The following is a 24,789-nucleotide window of genomic DNA, read 5'->3' on the forward strand; positions in this document are numbered from 1 at the left end:
GCGCATGTCCAACAATAACAAGATCACCCTCCATGCCCCGCTTGCCGGCCCGCAGGTGGCCCTGGACCAGGTCCCCGACCCGGTGTTCGCCAGTGGCACCCTCGGTGATGGCATCGCCATCGACCCGCTCAACGATTGCCTGCACGCGCCCTGCGCGGGCGAAGTGGTGCACCTGGCGCGCACCGGTCACGCCCTGACCCTGCGCGCGGCCAATGGCGCGGAGATCCTCCTGCACATCGGCGTGGACACCGTGCAACTGCTGGGACGCGGCTTCGAGCCCCAGGTCGCGCTCGGCGCACGGGTCGAACAGGGCCAGCCGCTGATCTGCTTTGACCTGGACCTCGTAGCCCAGCACTGCACCAGCCTGGTCACCGTGATGCTGGTCGGCAACGGCCAGGACTTCACACTGGAAGCGCTAGACGCCCGCGCCAGCGAACTGGGCGCGCCACTGCTGACAGTTAGCGGCAAGACCCAGCTGGCAACGCTCGATACCGCAACCTCCAGCGCACAGGCCAACGGCCATGCCAAGGTCGCCCACCAGGGTGGCCTGCATGCGCGCCCTGCGGCATTGCTGCGCCAGACCGCCCAGGGCTACCAGAGCCGCGTGGAACTGCACTTCCAGGACCGCCATGCCGTCCTCGACAGCCTGGTCGCCGTCATGGGGCTGGGGGTCGGTGAAGGCGACGAGGTCGAAGTCCGCTGCACGGGCTCGGATGCCGAAGCTGCCTTGCAGGCCGTGCTCCAGGCGCTGCGCACGCCCACGGTCGGTGAGCGGCACGCACCCGCGCCAGTGGTGGCCCACGCACCGCCCCGTACGCAGCCCGGCATGCTGGCAGGTGTCAGCGCATCACCTGGCCTTGCCATCGGCCCGCTAGCGCGACTGGATGGCATCAGCCTCCCTCCCGACACTGGCAACAACATCCCCGAGGAACAACACAAGGCGTTGAACAACGCACTGGCCGAGGTGCGCACCGCCATCGACCACGACTGGCGTCACCTGCCCCGTGGCCAGGAAGACGCCGCCGCCATTCTCGAGGCGCACCTGGCCCTGCTCGACGACCCGTCCCTGCTCGATGCCGCACGCCAGCACATCGACGAAGGGGTGGCCGCCAGCCATGCCTGGAGCCGCGCCATCGATGCCCAGTGCCAGGTGCTGCGCGGCCTCGGCAACCCGCTGCTGGCCGAGCGCGCCAACGACCTGCACGACCTGCAGCAACGCGTGCTGCGCGCCCTGCTCGGGGAAACCCGCGAGCTGCGCCTGCCACCGTCGGCCATCGTCGTCGCCCATGAACTCACCCCATCGGACCTGCTGCTCCTGGCCCGTCACGATGTCGCCGGCCTGTGCATGGCCGCCGGTGGCGCCACCTCCCACGTCGCCATCCTGGCCCGTGCCCGTGGCCTGCCATGCCTGGTCGCGCTCGGTGAATCGCTATTGGAGCTGGCGCCCGGCACCACGCTGGTGCTCGACGCCGACAACGGCCGCCTGGAAACCCGTGCCGACGCTTCGCGCCTGGCTGAAGTGCACCAGCTCTGCCAGCAGCGCCGCGAACAACGCCAGCGCCAGCAAGCTGCCGCCCACGACAGCGCGCGCACCCGCGATGGCCGGCTGATCGAGGTCGCGGCCAACGTCGCCAGCGCCGACGAAGCCGCCCAGGCTCTGGCGCTGGGCGCCGACGGCATCGGCCTGCTGCGCAGCGAGTTCCTCTTCGTCGACCGCCACACCGCCCCCGACCAGGCCGAACAGCACAGCGCTTATCAAGCCGTGCTCGACGCCATGGCCGAACGCCCGGTGATCATCCGCACCATCGATGTGGGTGGCGACAAGCAGCTCGATTACCTGCCGCTGCCGGTCGAGGCCAACCCGGTGCTCGGCCTGCGCGGCATCCGCCTCGGCCAGGTACGCCCGGAACTGCTCGACGAGCAACTGCGCGCCCTGCTCCAGGTGAGCCCGCAACGCCGCTGCCGGATCATGCTGCCCATGGTCACCGAGGTCGACGAACTGATCGCCATCCGCCAGCGCCTCGACCGCCTCGCCACCGAACTGGGCGTAACCAAGCGCGCCGAGCTGGGGGTGATGATCGAAGTGCCAGCCGCCGCCCTGCTGGCCGAGCGCCTGGCCGAGCATGCGGACTTCTTCTCCATCGGCACCAACGACCTGTCGCAGTACACCCTGGCCATGGACCGCGACCATGCCGGCCTGGCAGCCCGTGTCGACGCCCTGCACCCGGCGCTGCTGCGCCTGATCGACCTCACCTGCCAAGGCGCGGCCAAACATGGGCGATGGGTGGGCGTGTGCGGCGCATTGGCCTCAGACCCGCTGGCCACGCCCGTGCTGGTAGGGCTGGGCGTGGCCGAGCTGTCGGTCAGCGCCCCGCAGATCGGCGAGATCAAGGCCATCGTCCGCCAGCTCGACGCCAATGAATGCCGTCGCTTCAGCCAGGGCCTGCTGGCCCTGGCCAGCGCCAGTGCGGTACGCCAGGCCTGCCGGGACTTCAGCGCCCAGCCCCATGCCCAACACACGGCCCCCGTGGCCCTACAACAATAATTGGAGCGCACCATGTACCAGCACTTCATCCAGGGCCTGCAACGGCTCGGCCGCGCCCTGATGCTGCCCATCGCCATCCTGCCCATCGCAGGCCTGCTGCTGCGCCTGGGCGACACCGACCTGCTCGACATCGCCCTGGTGCACGACGCCGGCCAGGCGATCTTCGCCAACCTGGCATTGATCTTCGCCGTCGGCATCGCCGTGGGCTTCGCCCGCGACAACAACGGCACCGCTGGCCTGGCCGGCGCCATCGGCTACCTGGTGCTGGTGGCCACCTTGAAGGTGATCGACCCGAAGATCGACATGGGCATGCTTGCCGGCATCCTCTGTGGCCTGCTTGGGGGCGGGCTGTACAACCGTTTCAAGGACATCCGACTGCCGGACTACCTGGCATTCTTCGGTGGGCGGCGCTTCGTGCCGATCGCCACCGGCCTGTCGGCGGTGGCCCTGGGGCTGCTGTTCGGGCTGATCTGGCCGCCGATCCAGAACGGCATCAACGGTCTCGGCCATCTGATGCTGGAGAGCGGTAGTGTCGGCGCGTTCTTCTTCGGCGTGCTCAACCGGCTGCTGATCATCACCGGCCTGCACCACATCCTCAACAACCTGGTGTGGTTCGTCTTCGGCAGCTTCCAGGGCGTGACCGGCCCGGCAGTGACCGGCGACCTGGCGCGCTACTTCGCCGGCGACCCCAACGCAGGCCAGTTCATGGCCGGCATGTTCCCGATGATGATCTTCGGCCTGCCCGCCGCCTGCCTGGCCATGTACCGCCATGCCCTGCCCGAGCGGCGCAAGCTGATCGGCGGTGTGCTGTTGTCGATGGCTCTCACCTCAGCCCTGACTGGCGTGACCGAACCGATCGAGTTCGCCTTCATGTTCCTGGCGCCACTGCTTTACGTGATTCATGCGCTGCTGACCGGGCTTTCGATGGCGATCTGCGACCTGTTGGGGATCCGCCTGGGCTTCACCTTCTCCGGTGGCGCCATCGACATGGCCCTGGGCTGGGGTCGTTCCACCCATGGCTGGCTGGTGTTCCCCGTAGGCTTGCTCTATGGGCTCGTCTACTACTTCGTGTTCGACTTCTGCATCCGCCGTTTCGACCTGAAGACACCCGGCCGCGAAGTGCAGCCCGCCACTGAGAGCGAGGCCGATATCGAAGGTTCTCGCGCCCGACGCTTCATCGACGCCCTCGGCGGTGCCGCCAACCTGGAGGGGGTGGACGCCTGCACCACCCGCCTGCGCCTGGTGCTGGTCGATCGCAACCTGGCAAACGACCAGGCGCTGAAAACACTCGGCGCCATGGCCGTGGTCCGCCCCGGTAGCGGCGGCAGCCTGCAAGTGGTGGTGGGACCGATGGCTGACGCAGTGGCGGACGAGATTCGCGGCGAGCTGCCTCATGCCGTGGCGACCGTCACCACCACAGAGCGCGCAGGTGCCGACGTTGCTCCGAATGTACCCACGGATGCGTGGCTGCAAGCATTGGGTGGGCGCGACAATCTCGGCAAGGTGGCGTGCGTGGCGCATAGCCGGGTCAGGGTGCAGCTCAAGGACAACACCAGGGTGCAACGTGAACGGCTCATGGCTCTGGGTTGCCAAGGCATCAGCCCACAGCCAGGTGGCGTCTGGCATCTGCTGATGGGCCCCCAGGCGCAGGCCCTGAGCCTGGCACTGCAGCACTGACCAACATCCGTGAATGAGAGCAGACGGCTCGTCAGGTGCTCGACCTGACAGCCTCTGCCCTCCCACTCCAATGTAAGAAAGTTCAGTAATTGGCCCCCGTACATTAGACGCCTAGCAAAACATCAGCCCTACACGACGGTAGGGCACTGGTTCCATATTTTTTTACCGCCTCCAGATGCTCACCCTGAGCGTCCCATTCATTGACAAGGGACGCCCCATGAACGACATGGAAATACCCGCCGTGCTGGAAAGCACGTTTGCCCTGGAACAACTCACCCGCATCGCCAACGACATGGACGAACATCAGTTCACGCTCCTGTTCAAACCCATCTTTGGCGTCGACGTATCCGAATCGGTCTATCTGGATATTTGGCAGGCACTGCGTGACGGCATGATCGAAGGGCCTGCCTACGCAGTGGTCGAGCGCAACGAGGCATTTCGCGCCGCCCGTTACGACAGCGAGCAGGACACCCTGCTGGTCAACCGCGACGTCATCGAACAGGCCCTGAACGAGCCGAACACCTCGCCTGGGCTGCTATTGGCGTTGATCGGTGGGTTCGGCCAATACCTGGCGGACCAGATCCACTCCAAGTGCGTCGCCGAAGGTGAAATCGACTCACCGGAACTGGATCTTGAGGATGCCAAGGAAGCCGGCTCGAAATATGCGAGCCTGATGGCATTCCTGGACAGCTCCCCAACAGACGGCCTAGAGTTCGCCCACTATACCCATGACGCGTTGTCGGCACCGCTGGTCCTGGACCTGAGCGATACGCCGGAGCTCGAGGAATTCCTTCCCGAAGCCCCTATCACCATCAGGCCACGCTTCGGCGCAGGCGAAGGCGGTCACGGGACGATCGAGCGCGTTCTCGAAGAGGTCGGCTTCGACGAAACGGAAATCAAGTCCATCTATTTCGGCAACTGGCTACGCGATCACTCGCAACTGGTCGACCCCAAGCTGGTTCGGGCCGAAGATGCGCCAAGGAACTTCCCAAACCAGTTTTCACGGAGCGCGCTCACGGCCATCGTCGATATTCTGGCTGCCAAGGAATTCCGCAACCAACAGGACGACGGTGAAGAACAGGGCGACTTCCAAGTGTCGCCTGAAGTCCTCGGGGTCTATAAGGCCTCCGAGCATATCGACAACCCGACCAACCACGATGAGTCACCTGTGGACCCGACGGAAATCGATCCAGACTTTGAGAAGCCGGTGCTACCGGGCACTGAATCGACGCAGGTTTGCCCCAAGACCTCGATGAAGGCGTACATCGACAAACCGGTCGCCCACATGAGTTCGAAGATCAGGGAAGCAGCCAGAGAGGGCAAGACCGCCGAAGGCATGCGCGCTTTCGGTGAAGCGCTGCATGTGCTCGAAGACTACTTTGCGCACTCCAACTTCGTGGAGTTGAGCCTGCACAAGCAGGGGCACACCCAGGTGCTGCCGTGGACGACGGAAGTCGAATGCGAACATGGCCTGCCGGTGATCACCGGCCTGTTCTCCGGAACAGACATTCTCGGCAGCCTGGCCGAGCCGTTGGGCAAGGTACTGTTCCCCGATGAGTATCCCGCCTTCAAGGAGATCACCCCTGGCTACCGCAGTACTTCCGAACAGATTCTGCTGATTCTGCTCGGTGAACTGGAAAACCCGACCTGGCTGAAAGCCTTCGAGAAACTCTTGGCATTGCGCGACCGATATGCCGACAACCCTCTGTTCCGGTTCGTCCGGCGCGCGACCTGGACCTTGCTGCTGCCGCTGAACCTGGTTCGCTATTACGGCCGCAAACTCTTCCAGGATCTGTTCCAGTGGCTGGGGGACCGGGTCGGCGAGGAACAGACAAGGTCGGGCATGAACCCCAACACCGATGCACGCGCCGACGCTACTCACTCACAATTGTCCAAGGATCACGATTCACATCCGTTCTACGACCTGGCTATCGACATGGCACGTCATGCCGTCAAGCAGGTTGGCGAAGAAATGTTCAGGTTCTGGAACGGTGAGGTTGAACACCCACCAGCGGACCTGGCCAGTGGTTTCATCTGCCATCCCTATGACTCAAGCTGGCAGGACAGCCTTGTGGCCGAATGGCTGGAAAAGCACGAAGACAAGGTCCAGGCGGCCAGTGCCTTCGACAGCCTGAAAGCGATCTACGACAAGCACATCGAAACCCTCCTCGAAAAACTCGAGGCATTGGAGGTGAATTCGATGCAGACGACCTGAAGGCCGGGTGCTGAAAAGCGACAGGGTGGGCTAATGCCCACCCTGTCGAGTACTCACCGGGTAACAGAACGCGCTCAGAAGGCCAGCAACTGCCAGACCTCATAAGCCGGCGTCTCGTAAGGATGACTTTGCTTGAGCGCGGTAACGACCTCACCAATCAGCTCGTCCGCCACCACCAGCTCCACCTTCCACTCCTCGACCACCTCGACCTGACCCGCCTGCCCAATGTACGGCTGGCTGCCGTCCAATGGGCGGAACTGGCCCTGGCCGAGTGTTTGCCAGGCGCAGTGGTCATAGTCGCCGATGCGTCCGCCGCCAGCGGCGAACACAGCGGCCTTGACCACTTCGACATGGCTGTCGGGGACGAAGAAGGCGAGCTTGTACACCCTTAGTTCACCCAGACGCGCGCATTGCGGAACATGCGCATCAGGGCCGCGTCTTCCTGCCACTCATCCGGGCGCCAGGAGTTCTGCACGGCGCGGAACATACGCTCCGGGTGCGGCATCATGATGGTCACGCGGCCGTCACGGCTGGTGAGGCCGGTGATCCCGCGCGGCGAGCCATTCGGGTTGGCTGGATACGCTTCGGTGACCTTGCCGTGGTTGTCGACGTAGCGCAGGGCCACGCAACCGGACAGGTCGGCTTCCAGCAGGGCTTCCTCGCTGGCGAACTCGGCGTGGCCTTCGCCGTGGGCGATGGCGATCGGCATGCGCGAACCGGCCATGCCCTGCAGGAAGATCGAGTTGGACTTCTGCACCTCGACCATGGCCACGCGCGCCTCGAACTGCTCCGAGCGGTTGCGCACGAAGTGCGGCCAGTACTCGGTGCCCGGGATCAGCTCGTGCAGGTTGGACATCATCTGGCAACCGTTGCACACGCCCAGGGCGAAGCTGTCGGTACGTTCGAAGAAGGCCTGGAAGGTGTCACGGGCCCGGGCGTTGAACAGCGCCGACTTGGCCCAGCCTTCACCGGCACCCAGCACGTCGCCGTAGGAGAAGCCACCGCAGGCCACCAGGCCTTTGAAGGCTTCGAAGTCGACACGGCCAGACAGGATATCGCTCATGTGCACGTCGACCGCAGCGAAGCCTGCGCGGTCGAAGGCGGCAGCCATCTCGACCTGGCCGTTGACGCCCTGCTCGCGCAGGATCGCCACTTGCGGGCGCACACCCTTCTTGATGTACGGCGCGGCGATGTCATCGTTGACGTCGTAGCCCAGCTTGACCGACAGGCCCGGGTTGTCTTCTTCCAGCAGCGCGTCGAATTCCTGGTCGGCACAGTCGGCGTTGTCGCGCAGGCGTTGGACCTGGTAGCTGGTCTCGGCCCACTGACGCTGCAGCAGGCGACGGTCGCCCTTGAACAGCTCTTCACCTTCGAACTTGACCAGGACTTCACCGTTATTGATCGGCTGGCCGATCACCGCGACGCAATCCTCGCCCAGGCCTGCGGCGCTGAATTGCGCCAGCACGTCTGGAGTGGAGTCCTGACGCACCTGGATCACCGCACCCAGCTCTTCGTTGAAGAGGATGGCAGCAATCTTTTCACGCTTGCTGGTCAGGGTGTTCAGTTCCAGCTCCAGGCCGCAGTGGCCGGCAAAGGCCATTTCCAGCACGGTGGTCATCAGGCCGCCGTCGGAACGGTCGTGGTAGGCCAGCAGGTGGCCGTCGGCGTTCAGGCCCTGGATCACGGCGAAGAACGCCTTGAGGTCTTCGGCATCGTCGACGTCCGGTGCCTGGGCGGCCAGCTTGCCGTGGGTCTGGGCCAGGATCGAGGCGCCCATGCGGTTCTGGCCGCGGCCCAGGTCGATCAGGATCAGGTCGGTTTCGCCCTTGTCCATGCGCAGCTGCGGGGTCAGGGTCTTGCGGATGTCGGTGACCGGGGCGAAGCCGGTGATGATCAGCGACATCGGCGAGGTGACGCTCTTCTCGACGCCCGCGTCGCTCCACTTGGTTTTCATCGACATCGAGTCTTTACCGACCGGGATGGTGATGCCCAGCTCTGGGCACAGCTCCATGCCGACGGCCTTGACGGTGTCGTACAGACGAGCGTCTTCACCCGGGTGGCCAGCGGCGGACATCCAGTTGGCCGACAGTTTGATGTCGGACAGCTTCTCGATACGCGAGGCGGCCAGGTTGGTCAGGGTTTCGCCGATCGCCATGCGGCCGGAGGCCGGCGCGTCGAGCAGGGCCAGCGGCGTACGCTCGCCCATGGCCATGGCTTCACCGGTGTAGACGTCGAAGCTGGTGGCGGTGACGGCGCAGTCGGCCACCGGCACCTGCCACGGGCCGACCATCTGGTCGCGGGCCACGAGGCCGGTGATGGTGCGGTCGCCGATGGTGATCAGGAAGCTCTTGCTGGCCACGGCCGGGTGACGCAGGACGCGCTCGACCGAATCCTTGAGCTCCAGGGTGCTTGGGTCGAATTCATCGCCCAGCTCGGCTTCGCGGGTCACCGAACGGTGCATGCGCGGCGGCTTGCCCAGCAGCACGTCCAGTGGCATGTCCACCGGGGTGTTGTCGAAATGGCTGTCGGTAACGGTCAGGTGTTTCTCTTCGGTGGCCTCGCCCACGACTGCGAACGGGCAGCGCTCGCGCTCGCAAATGGCCTGGAAGCGCTCGAAGTCCTCGGCGCTGACCGCCAGCACGTAGCGTTCCTGGGATTCGTTGCTCCAGATTTCGTGCGGGGCCATGCCCGGCTCGTCGTTGGGCACGTTGCGCAGTTCGAAGCGACCGCCACGGCCGCCGTCATTGACCAGTTCCGGGAAGGCGTTGGAGATACCGCCGGCACCCACGTCGTGGATGAAGGCGATCGGGTTCTGGTCGCCCAGCTGCCAGCAGCGGTCGATGACCTCCTGGCAGCGGCGTTCCATTTCCGGGTTCTCGCGCTGTACCGAAGCGAAGTCCAGGTCGGCGGAGCTGGCGCCGGTGGCGACCGACGAAGCGGCGCCGCCGCCCAGGCCGATCAGCATGGCCGGGCCGCCCAGCACGATCAGCTTGGCGCCGACGGAGATCTCGCCTTTCTGCACGTGATCTTCGCGAATGTTGCCCATGCCGCCGGCGAGCATGATCGGCTTGTGGTAACCGCGCACTTCTTCACCGTGCGGGGTGTTGATGCCCTGCTCGAAGGTGCGGAAGTAGCCGGTCAGGGCCGGACGGCCGAATTCGTTGTTGAACGCGGCGCCGCCCAGTGGGCCTTCAATCATGATGTCGAGGGCGTCGACGATGCGCTCGGGCTTGCCGTACGGCTTCTCCCACGGCTGTTCGAAGCCCGGGATACGCAGGTTCGACACGGTAAAGCCGGTCAGGCCGGCTTTCGGCTTGGCGCCACGCCCGGTGGCGCCTTCATCGCGAATTTCGCCGCCGGAGCCGGTGGAGGCGCCAGAGAACGGGGCGATGGCGGTCGGGTGGTTGTGCGTCTCGACCTTCATCAGGATGTGTACCGGCTCCTGCACCGCGCCGTACTGGCGGGTCTCAGGGTTCGGGAAGAAACGGCCGGCGACGCTACCGACGATGACCGAGGCGTTGTCCTTGTACGCGGACAGCACGCCTTCGCTGTGCATCTGATAGGTGTTCTTGATCATGCCGAACAGGCTCTTCTCCTGCGCCTGGCCGTCGATGTCCCAGCTGGCGTTGAAGATCTTGTGGCGGCAGTGCTCGGAGTTGGCCTGGGCGAACATCATCAGCTCGATGTCGTTCGGGTTGCGCTTGAGGCCCTGGAAGGCGGTGACGAGATAGTCGATCTCGTCTTCGGCCAGGGCCAGGCCCAGGTCGATGTTGGCTTGCGCCAGGGCCGCGCGGCCACCGCCCAGGATGTCAACCGAGGTCATCGGTTTTGGTTGGGCGTGGCTGAACAGGTCGGCGGCGTCTTCCAGCTTGCCCAGCACGCGCTGGGTCATGCGGTCGTGCAGCTCGGCGGCGATGACGTGAGCGTCGGTGTCACTGAGGCTGCCGGCGACATAGTAAGCGATGCCGCGCTCCAGGCGCTGGATCGACTGCAGGCCGCAGTTGTGGGCGATGTCGCTGGCCTTGCTCGCCCAGGGCGAGATGGTGCCCAGGCGTGGCACCACCAGGAACAGGCGGCCGGTCGGCTCCTGCACCGGCACGCTCGGCCCGTACTTGAGCAGACGGCCCAGCACCTGCTGCTGGTCGGCGGTCAGTTCGCCGTCAACGTCGGCGAAGTGGGCGAATTCGGCATACAAACCAGTAACAGCGGGGACTTTCTGGCTCAGTTGCTCGAGTAATTTACCGTGGCGAAAGGCAGAAAGGGCAGGAGCGCCGCGCAGGATCAACATCGTCGGGACAGCCTCAGAAAGGGGTGTGCTTAGAGGCCGTGCATTCTAGCCTAATTCTCAGGCTTTCGGCACCCGCTCTAGCCCAATGCTGCCGGGCGGTGGAACCGGACTTCGGGGTCAAAAATTTCCACCTCGTGATCGCGGGCCTGCCCCGCGATACTGCCAGCCATCATGAACACATCGCCTGAACGCCCTCATCCCTGGCATACAGCCTGCTACCAGACAACCCACATATTGTCGAGATATGGTGCAACCAGCCGTTTGCGTATACTGCACCTTATGTTCGCCCACACTGCTTTTCGCCAGCGTTGCGCCAGATGGCTCTTCGCAACCGGACTCTTCCTGATGCTCGGTGCCTGCGTTGAAAAACCCAGCACCCTCGAACGCGTCAAGGAGGATGGCGTGCTGCGCGTGATAACCCGCAACAGCCCGGCCACCTACTTCCAGGACCGCAACGGCGAAACCGGTTTCGAATACGAACTGGTCAAGCGCTTCGCCGACGACCTGGGCGTGAAACTGCAGATCGAGACCGCCGACAACCTCGACGAACTGTTCGACCAGCTGGGCAAACCGTCCGGCCCGGTGCTGGCGGCCGCCGGTCTGGTCAGCAGCGAACGGCGTGGTGCACAGGCCAGGTTCTCCCACCCCTATCTCGAAGTCACGCCGCAGGTCATCTACCGCAATGGCCGCTCGCGGCCTACCAACGCCAAAGGCCTGGTGGGCAAGAAGATCATGGTGCTCAAGGGCAGCAGCCACGCCGACCAGCTCGCCGAACTGAAAAAGCAGAACCCAGGGCTTGAATACGAAGAGTCCGACGCCGTCGAAGTGGTCGATCTGTTGCGCATGGTCGACGAGGGCCAGATCGACCTGACCCTGGTCGACTCCAACGAACTGGCCATGAACCAGGTCTACTTCCCCAACGTACGGGTGGCTTTCGACCTGGGCGACACCCGCGACCAACGCTGGGCCGTGGCCGCCGGCGACGACAACAGCCTGCTCAACGAGATCAACGAGTTTCTCGACAAGTCGCAGAAGAACGGCACCCTGCAACGCCTGAAGGACCGCTACTACGGGCATGTCGACGTGCTCGGCTACGTCGGTGCCTACACCTTCGCCCAGCACCTTCAGCAGCGCCTGCCCAAGTACGAAAAGCACTTCAAGGCAACATCGAAAGTCGAGCAGGTCGATTGGCGCCTGCTGGCCGCCATCGGCTACCAGGAGTCGATGTGGCAACCGGAGGTCACCTCCAAGACTGGCGTACGCGGCCTGATGATGCTCACCCAGCGCACCGCGCAGGCCATGGGCGTATCGAACCGGCTGGACCCCAAGCAAAGCATCCAGGGCGGCGCCAAGTACTTCATGGTGGTCAAGGACCAGCTCGACGACAGCATCAAGGAGCCGGACCGCACCTGGTTCGCCCTGGCCGCCTACAACGTCGGCAGCGGCCACCTGGAAGACGCCCGTACCCTGGCCAAGCGCGAAGGCCTGAACCCGAACAAATGGCTGGACGTGAAGAAGATGCTGCCGCGCCTGTCGCAGAAGCAGTGGTACAGCAAAACGAAATATGGCTACGCCCGTGGCGGCGAACCGGTGCACTTCGTGGCCAACATCCGTCGCTACTACGACATCCTCACCTGGGTGACGCAGCCGCAGCTCGAAGGCCAGGTGGCCGAGGGCAACCTGCATGTGCCGGGGGTGAACAAGGACAAGCCGGCGGAGCAGTCGCCACAGATGTAACTGCCCCAACACCTTGTAGGAGCGGCTTCAGCCGCGATCACCCGCGAGGCGGGTGCCAGGCACCGCGTTGCCTGCATCGCGGCTGAAGCCGCTCCTACAGACCTGCCTACCCCTTTGCCCGCCGCGCCTTGAAGAACTCGCTCAGGATCGCCCCACACTCTTGCGCCAGCACACCACCCTCGAACATCACCCGGTGATTGAGAAACCCCTGGCTGAAGAACTGCCCCTGGCTCTGCACGATCCCCGCCTTGGGCTCCAGTGCCCCGTACACCACCCGCGCCACCCGCGAATGGACGATCAGCCCCGCGCACATGCTGCACGGCTCCAGCGTCACATACAGCGTGCTGCCCGGCAGCCGGTAGTTGCTGGCGGACTTGGCCGCGGCACGAATCGCTACCATTTCGGCATGGGCGCTGGGGTCGCTGTCGATGATCGGACGGTTGAAGCCCTGGCCGATCACCTGGCCATGCTGCACCAGCACCGCCCCCACCGGCACCTCGCCCAGGGCCGCGCCTTGCGCCGCCAGCTCGAGGGCCAGGCGCATGAATTCCTGGTCGCGGCTGCGATCGATGATCTGCGGGCGCATCAGACCACCGCGATCGCGGCCATCAGGCCGGTTTCCATGTGGTCGATGACATGGCAGTGGAACATCCAGGTGCCCGGGTTATCCGCCACCAGCGCCACTTGGGCGCGCTCGTTCTTGCCCAGCAGGTAGGTGTCGGTGAACCAAGGCTCGACGATCTTGCGGCGATTGGAGGCGATCACCTTGAAACTCATGCCGTGCAGGTGGATCGGGTGCTGGTATTGGGTCATGTTCTTCAGTTCGAAGATGTAGCTCTTGCCCTTCTGCAGCGTGGCGATCGGCCGGTCGGCGCAGGTCTTGTCGGTGATGTCCCAGGCTTGGCCGTTGATCTGCCACAGGCTCGGCGGCTTGCCATTCTCGGTGTTGACCGAAACCTTGCCGACCCATTCGAAATTGAAGTTGAGCTTCTCGGCGTTCTCAAGGTCCGGCTCGGCCACCGGGTTGGCCGGCAAGGCCTTCGGCCAGTCGCCCGGTGCCTCGCTGCTGGCCACCGAACGCAGGGTGCCCAGGCGCACGAAACCATCTCGCAGAGAGATCTCTTCGCCCGCCTGGGGAATACGAATCGCCAGGCAAATACGCATGCCCGGGCCAAGCCAGTACTCGTCGTCCAAGGGGCGCGGCGTGACCGGGTTGCCGTCGAGGGCGTAGATCATCGCCTCGCAGTTGCCCTTGAGATTGAGCCGGTAGGTCCAGGTGTTGTCCAGGTTCAGCAGGCGCATCCGCACCACTTGCCCTGCCGGCAGCTCGGTCACCGAATCGGCCTGGCCGTTGATGGTGATCAACCGCCCCGCCGTACCGTTGCGTGCGGCCTCACGGGGCACACTGAAGGGCATCCAGGCACCCTGCTCGTCCACATGCCAGTTCTTCAGGCTCAACGTGCGTTCGTGATTGAAGCCGGTCGGCTCGCGCTCTTCGACGATCAGCGGGCCGACCAGGCCGCGGCCCAGTTCCTCGGAGCTGCTGACATGGGGGTGATACCAATAGCTGCCGGCATCCGGCACCTTGAACTTGTAGTCGAAGTACTCGCCCGGCTTGACCGGCAACTGCGAGACATACGGCACACCGTCCATTTCCAGCGGCAGGCGGATACCATGCCAGTGGATGGTGGTTTCCACCGGCAGGTGGTTGATGAAACGCACCCGCAGCCAGGTACCCTGACGCACGCGCAACTCGGTGCCCGGTGCCGACGGGCCGAAAGCCCAAGCCTCGGTCTTGAAGCCCGGCACCAGCTCGACATCCAGCGGTGCGGCGATCAGTTCGTAGTCGTGCCCGGCGTTGTCGTCCTCGACCTTGCCCAGCCAGTAGCGTGCCGCGCCTCCGGCGCCCAGGCCTACCACCACAAGGCCGGTCAAGCCCTTGAGCATTTGTCGACGGGAAAAGGACATCGGTGCGGGTACCTCGTTTCTGCGCGATCAGCCTGCCGGCAGGGCCGGCGATGAAGGGCGAATACGATACACCTGCATTTGCGAAATATTAAGTGAAAGCCACCAAAACCCGGCCGCCAGCCAAGCAATATGTAACGCCTGCCGGCCTCTCGACCGCTTGAGACTGATGGTCATCCTCCTGCATTGGAAACGCGTGATGCCCATCATTACCCACACCTCCAGCGATCGGCAAACCCTGCTGACAATCGCCGGGCAACTCACTGAAGACTGTCCGGACATGCGCGAGATGGCTCGTAAAGTCGCGCAACAGGTCCTCGACCGCAATGGCCTGAAAGCGCTCGACCCCGACAGTGTGTACCTGCACCGCTTCAATACCGCCGTAAGCAGCCCCAGGACCTTCAACGGCTGGCAGCACTTCGATCAACCTTACGAATCCCTGACTCTGCCACAATTGGTAATGCACCGTTTCGATGTCCATGATCAGGACAACGCCGACTTGCTCAGCTATCTGGTGGGTTTCTACAGCGATGGGCCAGGCAAGGACGTCTACGATGAACACAATGAAGTACGGCTCGATGCCAAGGATGTGCTGGAAGACTTCTGGAATATTGACTTCGCCGCTGATTTCAAGCGGCGGCTGGACACCTTCTGGACGAACCATTCGGAAAACTTCCGCACGCTGGCCAAGGCCAACTTCCTGAGCAAAATACTGGAAGCCTGCGCCCATGACCCCGACTCAGCGCTCGCCCGCCAGTGCAGTGACATCGTGCGGGCACTGACGGGCGCAATGCCCTGGCCGCCATCAGCGCAAGCGTTGCACCAACGGACGCTGCCGGGTGACGACGTGCGCGTATGCACGTTCGATATCGGCGGCCATGTGGCGACGGATATCCTTCGCCTGCAGATGCAAGACGGTAGCCAGGTCATTTACCTACCTGGAGACGTCGAAGGCCTGTATTACTTTCAGGATGTGCAGACACTATTCCTGTGGGTGCTCAACCACTGCAATCATGCCGATAACCGGGCACGCTTCGTGGCGCACTTTTCGTTGAACGATCGCGACGAGGGCGACAGCCAGGTCGGGTTGAATCACATGATCGACCTGCTTTACCACGGCTGGGGCAGGCAGGATTACTCCGGTCTCAATATCCTGGACCAGCAGATCGACGAAGACGCCTTCGACTGGCTGCGCAGCAAAGCTCACCAGCGGATGCTTGATGATGCTCACTTCGTCCTGCGCTCCAACGCCGACCTGCGCAAACAGCTATGGATCGGTTACTTGAAGGCCGGCCTGCAAGTGTTCGGCCCCATGGCAGCGGTGGACTGGCCGGTGGCCTTGGCGCTGGTGGGTGCCGGCATCGCCGAAACAGGCTTGAACATCGACCAGGCAATTACCGGGCACACGACCCGCGAACGCAAGGCAGGCATTACGGGCGCGATTTTCGCCGCCATCGAAACCCTGTTCAATGCGACCTTTCTGCTCAGCGTTCCCGGCAAACCCCTTGCCGAGCTGGGTGAGGCCGGTGAAGCAGACGGGGCTTCGGGTATCGGGGAGCGCCCAATCGAGGCAAAGGAGCCCAGCGGTTCGGGCGATAACGAAATTGAAGGTGAGACAACCACAAGCGTGGCGGATGCCATCCGAACCTGGGTGCCCGGCCCCTTCCAACCAGCGCAGAGCTGGGAGCTGCTGCACCCTTTCGAAACCAATGTAGTGCTCAGCGGCGAGCCAGGGACAGGCGCCCTTGAAGGGATCTACACGCAAGGCAGGCAATTCTACGCACTGGTTGAAGATATGCCTTACCAAGTGCGTTTTGTTTCAGAACTGAAAATCTGGACCATCGTCGACCCCGACAACCCGTTCTCCTTTTACAAGAACCAACCAATCCGCCTGGATGCAGAGGGACAATGGCAACCCGTGGATCGCCCTGACCTCAAAGGGGGCATGCTCGCACGCCTGAAAGCCTGGGGCCACTCGTCAACGTCTGCGAACCCACCTGCACTTGCAGACACACCTTATGATGTCCCCGCCAACCTGCGCCCTTCACTCACGGATGTTTCAGAGCATGAGATAACGGGTGCTCGGGAACGACTGGATGCACCAGATCGCAGCGCCGCCATCAAGCGCTTCCGCCAACTGCGTGATCAGTTGGCGACAGACGCCAATGACTTCATGAACACGGTGCAGCCTCCCGCACGCCCGCAGATACCTGAGATCCCTCCCAGCGCCGCCTCCAACAGGGTGCTGCAAAGTATCTACGAGAACAGCAACGGCTTGGTGATAGGAGAGGCGCATAGTGGCCTTGGCAGCAAGCGACTACTGATCGACAACATGCGCCTGCTGCGCAAGTTGAAGGTCAGGACACTGTACATGGAGCACTACACGACCGACTTCCAGCAAGCGGACCTGGACGCATTCAATCGCAGCGGCGTGATGCCCAAAGCTCTGGATAACTACGTCGCGGAGCAGGATCTCGGGCACGGCACTGACCCGGCTGGCCGCTACACCTTCCGCCGGGTAATGCTTGAGGCGCAGAAGAACGGCGTACGCATCCAAGCCATCGACTGCATGGCAAGCTATCGCCAGGCTTGGGCGAACCCGGTTGCCGATGGGACACGCCAGCAGATGATGAACTTCTATGCGCACCTGATCATCGAGGCCGACCAGGCTGCACGAGGTCCGGGAAAATGGGTTGCACTGGTGGGCAGCAGCCATGCCAACAACTTCCATGGCGTTACCGGTTTGGCTGAAACGGAAGGCGCGATCGGCCTGCGTGTCGAAGACGGTCCGATCGACGGAGTCGACACCTACAGCGTCGACCCAGGCAGGGATGCCATGGACCCGAAGGGTAAAGTCCGACACCTGCAAAGCGATCTGCTCCTGCGTGCCGCAGTGCTGCCCGCCCGCTCGACGCCCCCCGACTTCAACAGCATGCTGGTCAAGCCTGGCGACTACACCATCGAACGGGTCAATGGCGAGGAGTACGTGATCAACCGCAGCCATAATTCCACCCTGCGACGTACCTTGATCAACCGAGACGGGCGCTACTACTACATCGAACGCCCTGACTGGCCAGACGTGCATGAGCGTCGCTTCGAACACCTTGCCGACCTGCATACCCGCCTGAGCCTGCGCGGCATGCGCTACATCAGCCGTTGAGCTGAGCGCAGATACGACAAGGGCGCCTTGCGGCGCCCTTGTGGCTCAACTCATTCCCACTCGATAGTGGCCGGCGGCTTGCTCGACACGTCGTAGGTGACGCGGGAGATGCCGTCGATTTCGTTGATGATACGGCCGCTGACGGTTTCCAGCAGCTCGTACGGCAGGTGCGCCCAGCGCGCGGTCATGAAGTCCACGGTCTCGACGGCACGCAGGGCCACGACCCAGGCGTAGCGACGGCCGTCGCCGACGACGCCGACCGACTTGACCGGCTGGAACACCACGAACGCCTGGCTGGTCTTGTGGTACCAGTCGGCCTTGCGCAGCTCTTCGATGAAGATGTGGTCGGCGCGACGCAGGATATCGGCGTACTCTTTCTTCACTTCACCCAGGATGCGCACCCCCAGGCCCGGGCCCGGGAACGGGTGGCGGTAGACCATGTCGTACGGCAGGCCCAGCTCCAGGCCGATCTTGCGCACTTCGTCCTTGAACAGTTCGCGCAACGGCTCGACCAGCTTGAGGTTCATCTCCTCCGGCAGGCCACCGACGTTGTGGTGCGACTTGATCACGTGGGCCTTGCCGCTCTTGGCGCCGGCCGACTCGATCACGTCAGGGTAGATGGTGCCTTGGGCGAGGAACTGGATGTTCTCCAGCTTGCTGGCTTCGGCATCGAACACGTCGATGAAGGTGCGGCCGATGATCTTGCGCTTCTTCTCAGGGTCCGCTTCGCCTTCCAGGTTGTCGAGGAACTGCTTTTCAGCGTCGGCGCGGATCACCTTGACGCCCATGTTCTCCTTGAACATGGCCATCACCTGGTCACCTTCGTGCAGGCGCAGCAGGCCGTTGTCAACGAACACGCAGGTCAGCTGGTCGCCGATGGCGCGGTGCAGCAGCGCGGCAACCACCGAGCTGTCAACGCCGCCGGACAGGCCCAGCAGGACGTTGGCCGAACCAACCTGTGCGCGTACCTGGGCGATGGCGTCTTCGACGATGTTCGAAGCCGTCCACAGGGCTTCACAGCCGCAGATGTCCTGGACGAAGCGCGACAGGATGCGACCGCCCTGCTTGGTGTGGGTCACTTCCGGGTGGAACTGCACGCCGTAGTAGCCCAGGGCATCGTCGTACATGCCGGCGATCGGGCAGCTCGGGGTGCTGGCCAGCACGCTGAAGTTGCCTGGCATCTGGGTGACCTTGTCGCCGTGGCTCATCCACACGTCCAGGCCCAGCACGCCGTCATCGTCGACGTGGTCTTCGATGCCGTCGAGCAGGCGGCTCTTGCCGACCACGTCGACGCGGGCGTAGCCGAACTCGCGCAGGTCGGAACCTTCGACCTTGCCGCCCATCTGCTCGGCCATGGTCTGCATGCCGTAGCAGATGCCCAGCACCGGGACCTTCAGGTCGAACACGGCCTGCGGGGCGCGTGGGCTGTTGGCTTCGTGGACCGACTCGGGGCCACCGGCCAGGATGATGCCGCGCGGGTTGAATTCGCGGATCGCTTCATCGTCCATGTCGAACGGGTGCAGCTCGCAGTACACACCGATTTCGCGCACGCGGCGGGCGATCAGCTGGGTGTACTGGGAACCGAAATCGAGGATCAGGATGCGGTGAGCGTGAATGTCGAGGGCCATGACTCAATCTCGTCAGTGGAAATCGGAAACGACACGGGGCTGTCATGACAGCCCCGCTTGCTATTGCTTGAAGCCTCAGCCTACGCGGTAGTTAGGGGCTTCTTTGGTGATCTGTACGTCATGCACGTGGGACTCGGCCATGCCGGCACCGGTGATGCGCACGAACTCCGGCTTGGTGCGCATCTCTTCGATGGTCGCGCTGCCGGTGTAGCCCATGGACGAGCGCAGGCCGCCCATCAGCTGGTGGATGATCGCCGCCAGGGCGCCCTTGTAGGGGACGCGGCCTTCGATGCCTTCCGGGACCAGCTTCTCGGCGCCGGCCGAGGAGTCCTGGAAGTAACGGTCGGAGGAACCTTGCGCCTGTGCCATGGCACCCAGCGAACCCATGCCGCGGTAGGCCTTGTACGAACGGCCCTGGAACAGCTCGACCTCACCCGGGGCTTCTTCGGTACCGGCGAACATCGAACCCATCATCACGCACGAGGCGCCGGCGACGATGGCCTTGGACAGGTCACCCGAGAAACGGATGCCGCCGTCGGCGATCAGTGGCACGCCAGTGCCTTCCAGTGCGGCGGCGACGTTGGCGATGGCGCTGATCTGCGGCACGCCGACACCGGCGACGATGCGGGTGGTGCAGATCGAGCCTGGGCCGATACCGACCTTGACCGCGTCGGCGCCGGCTTCAGCCAGGGCCTTGGCGGCGGCGCCGGTGGCGATGTTGCCACCGATCACCTGCACTTGTGGGTAGTTCTCTTTCACCCAGCGAACGCGGTCGATCACGCCTTTGGAATGACCGTGGGCGGTATCGACCACCACCACGTCAACGCCAGCTGCTACCAGCGCCGCAACGCGCTCGCCAGTGTCCTTGCCGGTGCCGACCGCGGCGCCGACGCGCAGGCGACCCTGGTCGTCCTTGCTGGCCAGCGGGTAGGCCTTGGCCTTCTCGATGTCCTTGACGGTCATCATGCCCTTGAGGGCGAACTTGTCGTCGACGATCAGGACTTTTTCCAGGCGGTGCTTGTGCAGCAGCTCGCGGACTTCGTTCTTGTCGGCGCCTTCGCGGACAGTGACCAGACGCTCTTTGGGGGTCATCACGTCGCGGACCTTGGCGTCCAGGCGGGTTTCGAAGCGCACGTCACGGGAGGTGACGATACCGACCAGGTCGCCGTTCTCCAGCACCGGAACACCGGAGATGTTGTTCAGGCGGGTGAGGTCGAACAGGTCGCGCACGGTGGCGTCGGCGTCGATGGTGATCGGGTCCTTGACCACGCCAGCCTCGAACTTCTTGACCTTGCGCACTTCGCCGGCCTGCTGCTCGATGGTCATGTTCTTGTGGATGATGCCGATGCCGCCTTCCTGGGCCATGGCAATGGCCAGGCGCGCTTCGGTGACGGTATCCATGGCGGCGGAAACCAGGGGAATGTTCAGCTCGATGCCACGAGTCAAACGTGTCTTGAGACTGACTTCATTGGGCAGTACCTCGGAGTAGCCGGGTACAAGGAGGATATCGTCGAAGGTCAGGGCTTCTTGGCTGATACGCAGCATCGCGGGGGCTCCCGGGAGGGAAAAATGGAAGCGCGCCATTATACCCATCCATGGCGCGCCGCTCAATGCAAAATAAGGGCCTTCGGCCCAGTGGTGATTCGTGGGTGTATCAGGACCGCTTCGCCGGCAAGCCGGCGCCTACGGGAGTGGCGCGGTACAGGTAGGAGCCGGCTTGCCGGCGATGGACCGCAAAGCGGTCCCGAACCACCCTCACCCCACCTTCACCTGCACCACCGCCACCGGCTGATCGAGCCAGTCGGCGAAGCTGTCGAGGAAAGCCTGGGTGAAGCCCGCCTCGCCCCAGTTGTTGAAGATGAACCCGAGGTTGGAAAAGGCACATGGCTGCAGGTAAAGAAAGCCATTGATGTCGTCTTCGAAGCCGCACAGGGGGCAGGTGAAGTTGTCGCTCACCCCCGGCATCCACTCCTCCAGGCTCTCGAACAGCGGCTCGCCGACTTCGCGCCGGCATTCCGGGCAGCCGGCTTCTTCGAGAAAGCCCTCGGTGGGGGTATAGATGCAGCGCTTGAGCATCACCTCCAGGCCGTTGACCTGCTCACCGAGCGGCAGTTTCTGCGGATGCAGGGCCACCTTGCGCGCGCCTTCAGCCAGGGCATGGCCCATGCGGTTGCCGGTGCGCCCGCACGTGGTCAACTGCTCCTCGACGATCTTCTCGCGTACCAGCCAGCGCAGGATGGCCCGGGCACGGGCTTCGTGGACCGGCACGGTAGACAGCTTGGGAACGATGATGCTTTGGGTGTTCATGAACGAAACGAGCCTGCGGACAGCGATAATCGCGCAATTCTAGCGCCTGCTCAGGCGCTCAGGTAGCGACCGATCAACGCCAGGCCGCTGGCCAGCACCAGCCAGGTGATCAGCCGCACGAAGGCTTCGCGAGACAGCTTCAGGGTCAACCGGCGCCCCAACCAGGTACCTGCAAACATCACCGGTAACAGGCAGGCGGCCAGAAGCAGCAGGCTGGCATCGGCGTACACCCCGGCGATCATGAACAACGAAAGACGTACCACCGTGCTGCAACTGATCAGCGCGACCTGGGTCGCCCGCACCTGCTCCTTCGCCTGCAACCGGGCGCTCAGGTAGATCGCGTATAGAAAGCCACCGCTGCCGAACATGGCGCCGAACAACCCGCCCACCGTACCCATCGGCACCGCCCAGGCGCCCGACAAGCTCGCCGGCCGCACCTTCACCGCCAGACCGTATACCGCGTAAGCGGTGACGAACAGTCCCATCAGCAGCAGCAAGACATCCGACTTCAGGTGCAGCAGGAACACCACGCCCAATGTGCAGCCCACGGCCATGAAGGGCAACAGACGCAGCAATTCGCCGCGCACCACATCCCGCCGGGACGGCAGCAGATTGCCTAATGAGGCAACGAAATCCAGCAGGACCAGCAGTGGAACGATCCGCGACAACGGCATGAAGTGAATCAACACAGGGCCGGCGACCAACGCAGTGCCGAAGCCGGCAATGCCGAAGACGATATAGGCCACGGCCACGCCAAGCAGGATCGGCAGCCAGTCAAGGCCGGAGAACGACAGTTGGGCAAGCATTGCAACGACTCCTGGGAAGACACCTGCAGATTAGCCAGTCGCCAGCCATGCCGACTAATATGCCTTAGCGCCACAAGCCATCTCAAAAAGGCATGACATGACTTCGATCCGCCAACTGCGCTACTTCGTCGAAATCGCCGAGTGCGGCAGCTTCAGCGCTGCCGCCGAGCGGCTGTACATCGCCCAGTCGGCCCTGAGCCGGCAGATCAAGGAGCTTGAACAGCAATTGGCAACGCCCTTATTCGAGCGCACCGCCCGCCAGCCACGGCTGACCGCTGCCGGGCTAGCTTTTCTCGACCGGGCGCGGCGCCTGCTGGCCGACCTGGACAAGGCCGAACGCCTGGCCAGTGAAATCGGTCAGGGCCTGCGCGGCAGCCTGCGTCTGAACCATTCCAGCACCGTGCCATTGACCGGGCGTTTGCTCGAGCGGCTCGGCGGTTATCTGGATGACAACCCGGGCGTGTCCCTGGAAATCGCCCAGCAATCATCGGAAGCGCAATTGGAAGATATCGCCGAGGGGCGCCTGGAGATCGGCCTGCTGCGCCTGCCCGTGCTGCGCCAGTATGAGGGCGTGGCGCTGCACGCCTTGTTCGATGAGCCGTTGCTGCTGGCGGTGGCCGCCCAACATTCACTGGCATCCGAAGCCAGCGTGAGGTTGGAGCAACTGCGTGAAGAGCGCTTCATCTCCATTCCCCATCGGCAACGGGGCGGCTTGAGCTATCTGTCGGCATCGCTGTGCATGAGCGCAGGGTTCTTCCCCCAGGCCGCGCAGGTGGTGTCGCGCAAGACCACGCAGCTGCAACTGATCCAGGCGGGGTTCGGGGTGGCGTTGCTGCCGGCGAGCATGCGTGAGATTGCGCCAGCGTCGGTCTGCTTCGTGCCACTGCTCGAAGCTTGTCAGAGCACCGTGGCGCTGGCCTGCCGGCGGGATGCCGGGGATCTGGTGCGACAGTTCGTGACGGCGATGCGCAACTGAATGCCCTTTCGCCAGCAAGGCTGGCTCCTACGGTGGACAAGGGCACGAACTGCGTAACGGGCGAACACAGACAACCCGGTCCATGTCCTTTATGATGCCCGCCATGATCAAAGACCCCTTCGAACGACTCGGCCTGGACCGCGAGGTCCTCACCGTCAGCCAGCTCAACGGCCGCGCCCGCGTGCTGCTGGAGGATGTGTTCCGCAGTGTCTGGGTGGAAGGCGAGATATCCAACCTCGCCCGCCCGGCCTCCGGGCACATGTACTTCACCCTCAAGGACAGCGGCGCGCAGATCCGTTGCGCACTGTTCCGGCAGAACGCCCTGCGCGTGCGCCAGGCCCTGCGCGACGGCCTGGCGGTGCGGGTGCGTGGCAAGGTCTCGCTGTTCGAAGGGCGCGGCGACTACCAGCTGATCCTCGACACCGTCGAGCCCGCCGGCGACGGCGCCCTGCGCCTGGCCTTCGAAGCCTTGAAGGAAAAGCTTGGCGCCGAGGGGTTGTTCAGCACCGAGCGCAAGCGGCCGTTACCCGCGCACCCGCAGCGCATCGGCATCATCACCTCGCCCACCGGCGCGGTGATCCGCGACATCATCAGCGTGTTCCGCCGCCGCGCGCCACAGGTCGAACTCAACCTGATCCCCACCGCCGTGCAGGGTCGCGAGGCCATCAACCAGATCGTCCGCGCCCTGCAGATGGCCGACCGGCAAGGCTTCGACGCACTGATCCTGGCCCGTGGCGGCGGCTCGCTGGAAGACCTCTGGTGCTTCAACGAAGAAGCCGTGGCCCGTGCCGTGGCCGCTTGTGTCACGCCGATCGTCAGCGCCGTGGGCCATGAGACCGATGTGTCGATCAGCGACTTCGTCGCCGACGTGCGCGCGCCTACGCCATCCGCCGCCGCCGAACTGCTCGCCCCCGACAGCAGCGGCCTGCAACAGCGCCTCGACAGCCTGCAGCGGCGCCTGTTGCTGCGCATGCAGAGCCGCCTGGCCCACGACCGCCTGCGGGTCGAGGGCCTGGCCCGGCGCCTGCGCCACCCGGGCGAGCGCCTGCGCCAGCAGGCCCAGCGCCTGGACGACCTGGACATGCGCCTGCGCCGCGCCTTCGCGCTGAACATGAACCAACGCCACGAACGCCTCGGCCGCCTGGACACACGCCTGGCCGCGCAACACCCCGGGCGCAGCCTGAAACTGCTGAAGCAGCGCCTGGACAGCCTCGCCGAACGCCTGCCCAAGGCCATGCGCGACGTGCTCAAGGACCGCCGCCAGCGCTTCCAGGCGCAGCTGCAGACCTTGCAGGTCGTCAGCCCGCTGGCCACCCTCGCCCGCGGCTACAGCATCCTGCTCGACGAACACGGCCAGGCCATCCGCAGCGCCGCCCAGACCCACAACGGCCAGCGCCTGACCGCCCGCCTCAACGAAGGCGAGCTCAAGGTGCGGGTCGAGGACAACCACCAGACCCCGGTCACCCTCTCGCTACTGGACTGACA

15 protein-coding genes are annotated in these 24,789 nt (G+C 64.1%); 7 read left to right on the forward strand and 8 right to left on the reverse strand.

The genetic code is table 11. From position 1 onward, the window contains the following. Positions 1-4: 4 nt before the first annotated feature. The 3 genes from ptsP (at position 5) to PSEEN_RS20295 (ending at position 6,437) form a co-directional block, all read left to right on the forward strand. On the forward strand, positions 5-2,545 hold the full coding sequence (ptsP, locus tag PSEEN_RS20285; protein ID WP_011535438.1) for a phosphoenolpyruvate--protein phosphotransferase: 2,541 nt from the start codon (positions 5-7) through the stop codon (positions 2,543-2,545). Positions 2,546-2,557: 12 nt separating this feature from the next. Continuing rightward, positions 2,558-4,222, forward strand: a complete 1,665-nt coding sequence (gene nagE, locus PSEEN_RS20290; RefSeq protein WP_011535439.1) for an N-acetylglucosamine-specific PTS transporter subunit IIBC — start codon at positions 2,558-2,560, stop codon at positions 4,220-4,222. A 217-nt stretch (positions 4,223-4,439) separates the two neighbouring features. After that, positions 4,440-6,437, forward strand: coding sequence for an HET-C-related protein (locus PSEEN_RS20295; RefSeq protein ID WP_011535440.1), 1,998 nt, complete (start codon positions 4,440-4,442; stop codon positions 6,435-6,437). Positions 6,438-6,511: 74 nt separating this feature from the next. Here PSEEN_RS20295 and PSEEN_RS20300 read toward each other — a convergent pair whose 3' ends face one another. Both PSEEN_RS20300 and purL read right to left on the reverse strand, forming a co-directional pair. Continuing rightward, positions 6,512-6,823, reverse strand: a complete 312-nt coding sequence (locus PSEEN_RS20300; RefSeq protein ID WP_011535441.1) for a YqfO family protein — start codon at positions 6,821-6,823, stop codon at positions 6,512-6,514. Between the two features lie 2 nt (positions 6,824-6,825). Then, entirely contained in the window at positions 6,826-10,725 is a 3,900-nt protein-coding gene (gene purL, locus PSEEN_RS20305; RefSeq protein ID WP_011535442.1) for a phosphoribosylformylglycinamidine synthase, read from the reverse strand. Positions 10,726-11,004: 279 nt separating this feature from the next. On the opposite strand from purL, the gene mltF reads away from it, so the two are divergent. After that, positions 11,005-12,462, forward strand: coding sequence for a membrane-bound lytic murein transglycosylase MltF (gene mltF / locus PSEEN_RS20310; protein WP_044488430.1), 1,458 nt, complete (start codon positions 11,005-11,007; stop codon positions 12,460-12,462). A gap of 106 nt (positions 12,463-12,568) precedes the next feature. On the opposite strand, the gene tadA is transcribed toward mltF, so the two are convergent. After that, positions 12,569-13,048, reverse strand: a complete 480-nt coding sequence (gene tadA, locus PSEEN_RS20315) for a tRNA adenosine(34) deaminase TadA (RefSeq protein ID WP_044488432.1) — start codon at positions 13,046-13,048, stop codon at positions 12,569-12,571. After that, on the reverse strand, positions 13,048-14,430 hold the full coding sequence (locus PSEEN_RS20320; protein ID WP_011535445.1) for a multicopper oxidase family protein: 1,383 nt from the start codon (positions 14,428-14,430) through the stop codon (positions 13,048-13,050). The genes tadA and PSEEN_RS20320 overlap by 1 nt, the downstream gene beginning before the upstream one ends. 196 nt (positions 14,431-14,626) lie before the next feature. On the opposite strand from PSEEN_RS20320, the gene PSEEN_RS20325 reads away from it, so the two are divergent. Next, positions 14,627-17,587: a membrane-targeted effector domain-containing toxin gene (locus tag PSEEN_RS20325; RefSeq protein ID WP_011535446.1), complete on the forward strand. Its 2,961-nt coding sequence runs from the start codon at positions 14,627-14,629 to the stop codon at positions 17,585-17,587. Between the two features lie 50 nt (positions 17,588-17,637). Here the strand turns inward: PSEEN_RS20325 and guaA are convergent, their stop codons facing one another. The 4 genes from guaA to PSEEN_RS20345 form a co-directional block, all read right to left on the reverse strand. Then, the gene (gene guaA, locus PSEEN_RS20330) at positions 17,638-19,215 is read right to left on the reverse strand and encodes a glutamine-hydrolyzing GMP synthase (RefSeq protein WP_011535447.1); all 1,578 of its coding nucleotides are present in this window, start codon (positions 19,213-19,215) and stop codon (positions 17,638-17,640) included. A 75-nt stretch (positions 19,216-19,290) separates the two neighbouring features. Continuing rightward, positions 19,291-20,760, reverse strand: coding sequence for an IMP dehydrogenase (guaB, locus tag PSEEN_RS20335; protein WP_011535448.1), 1,470 nt, complete (start codon positions 20,758-20,760; stop codon positions 19,291-19,293). Between the two features lie 210 nt (positions 20,761-20,970). Beyond that, positions 20,971-21,522 carry a hypothetical protein gene (locus PSEEN_RS20340; RefSeq protein WP_011535449.1) on the reverse strand — a complete coding sequence of 184 codons (552 nt, stop codon included), beginning with the start codon at positions 21,520-21,522 and terminating at the stop codon, positions 20,971-20,973. Positions 21,523-21,572: 50 nt separating this feature from the next. Next, complete coding sequence (locus PSEEN_RS20345) at positions 21,573-22,328, reverse strand: sulfite exporter TauE/SafE family protein (protein WP_011535450.1); 756 nt, start codon at positions 22,326-22,328, stop codon at positions 21,573-21,575. 97 nt (positions 22,329-22,425) lie between these two features. Here PSEEN_RS20345 and PSEEN_RS20350 point away from each other — a divergent pair, with 97 nt between their 5' ends. Together PSEEN_RS20350 and xseA are read left to right on the forward strand one after the other, a co-directional pair. After that, the gene (locus tag PSEEN_RS20350; RefSeq protein ID WP_011535451.1) at positions 22,426-23,304 is read left to right on the forward strand and encodes a LysR family transcriptional regulator; all 879 of its coding nucleotides are present in this window, start codon (positions 22,426-22,428) and stop codon (positions 23,302-23,304) included. 103 nt (positions 23,305-23,407) lie between these two features. Next, positions 23,408-24,787 (forward strand): exodeoxyribonuclease VII large subunit, encoded by a 1,380-nt coding sequence (xseA, locus tag PSEEN_RS20355; RefSeq protein WP_011535452.1) that lies wholly within the window; start codon positions 23,408-23,410, stop codon positions 24,785-24,787. The last annotated feature ends 2 nt before the right edge of the window (positions 24,788-24,789 follow it).

This window comes from Pseudomonas entomophila L48 (assembly GCF_000026105.1).
Lineage (GTDB): Bacteria > Pseudomonadota > Gammaproteobacteria > Pseudomonadales > Pseudomonadaceae > Aquipseudomonas > Aquipseudomonas entomophila.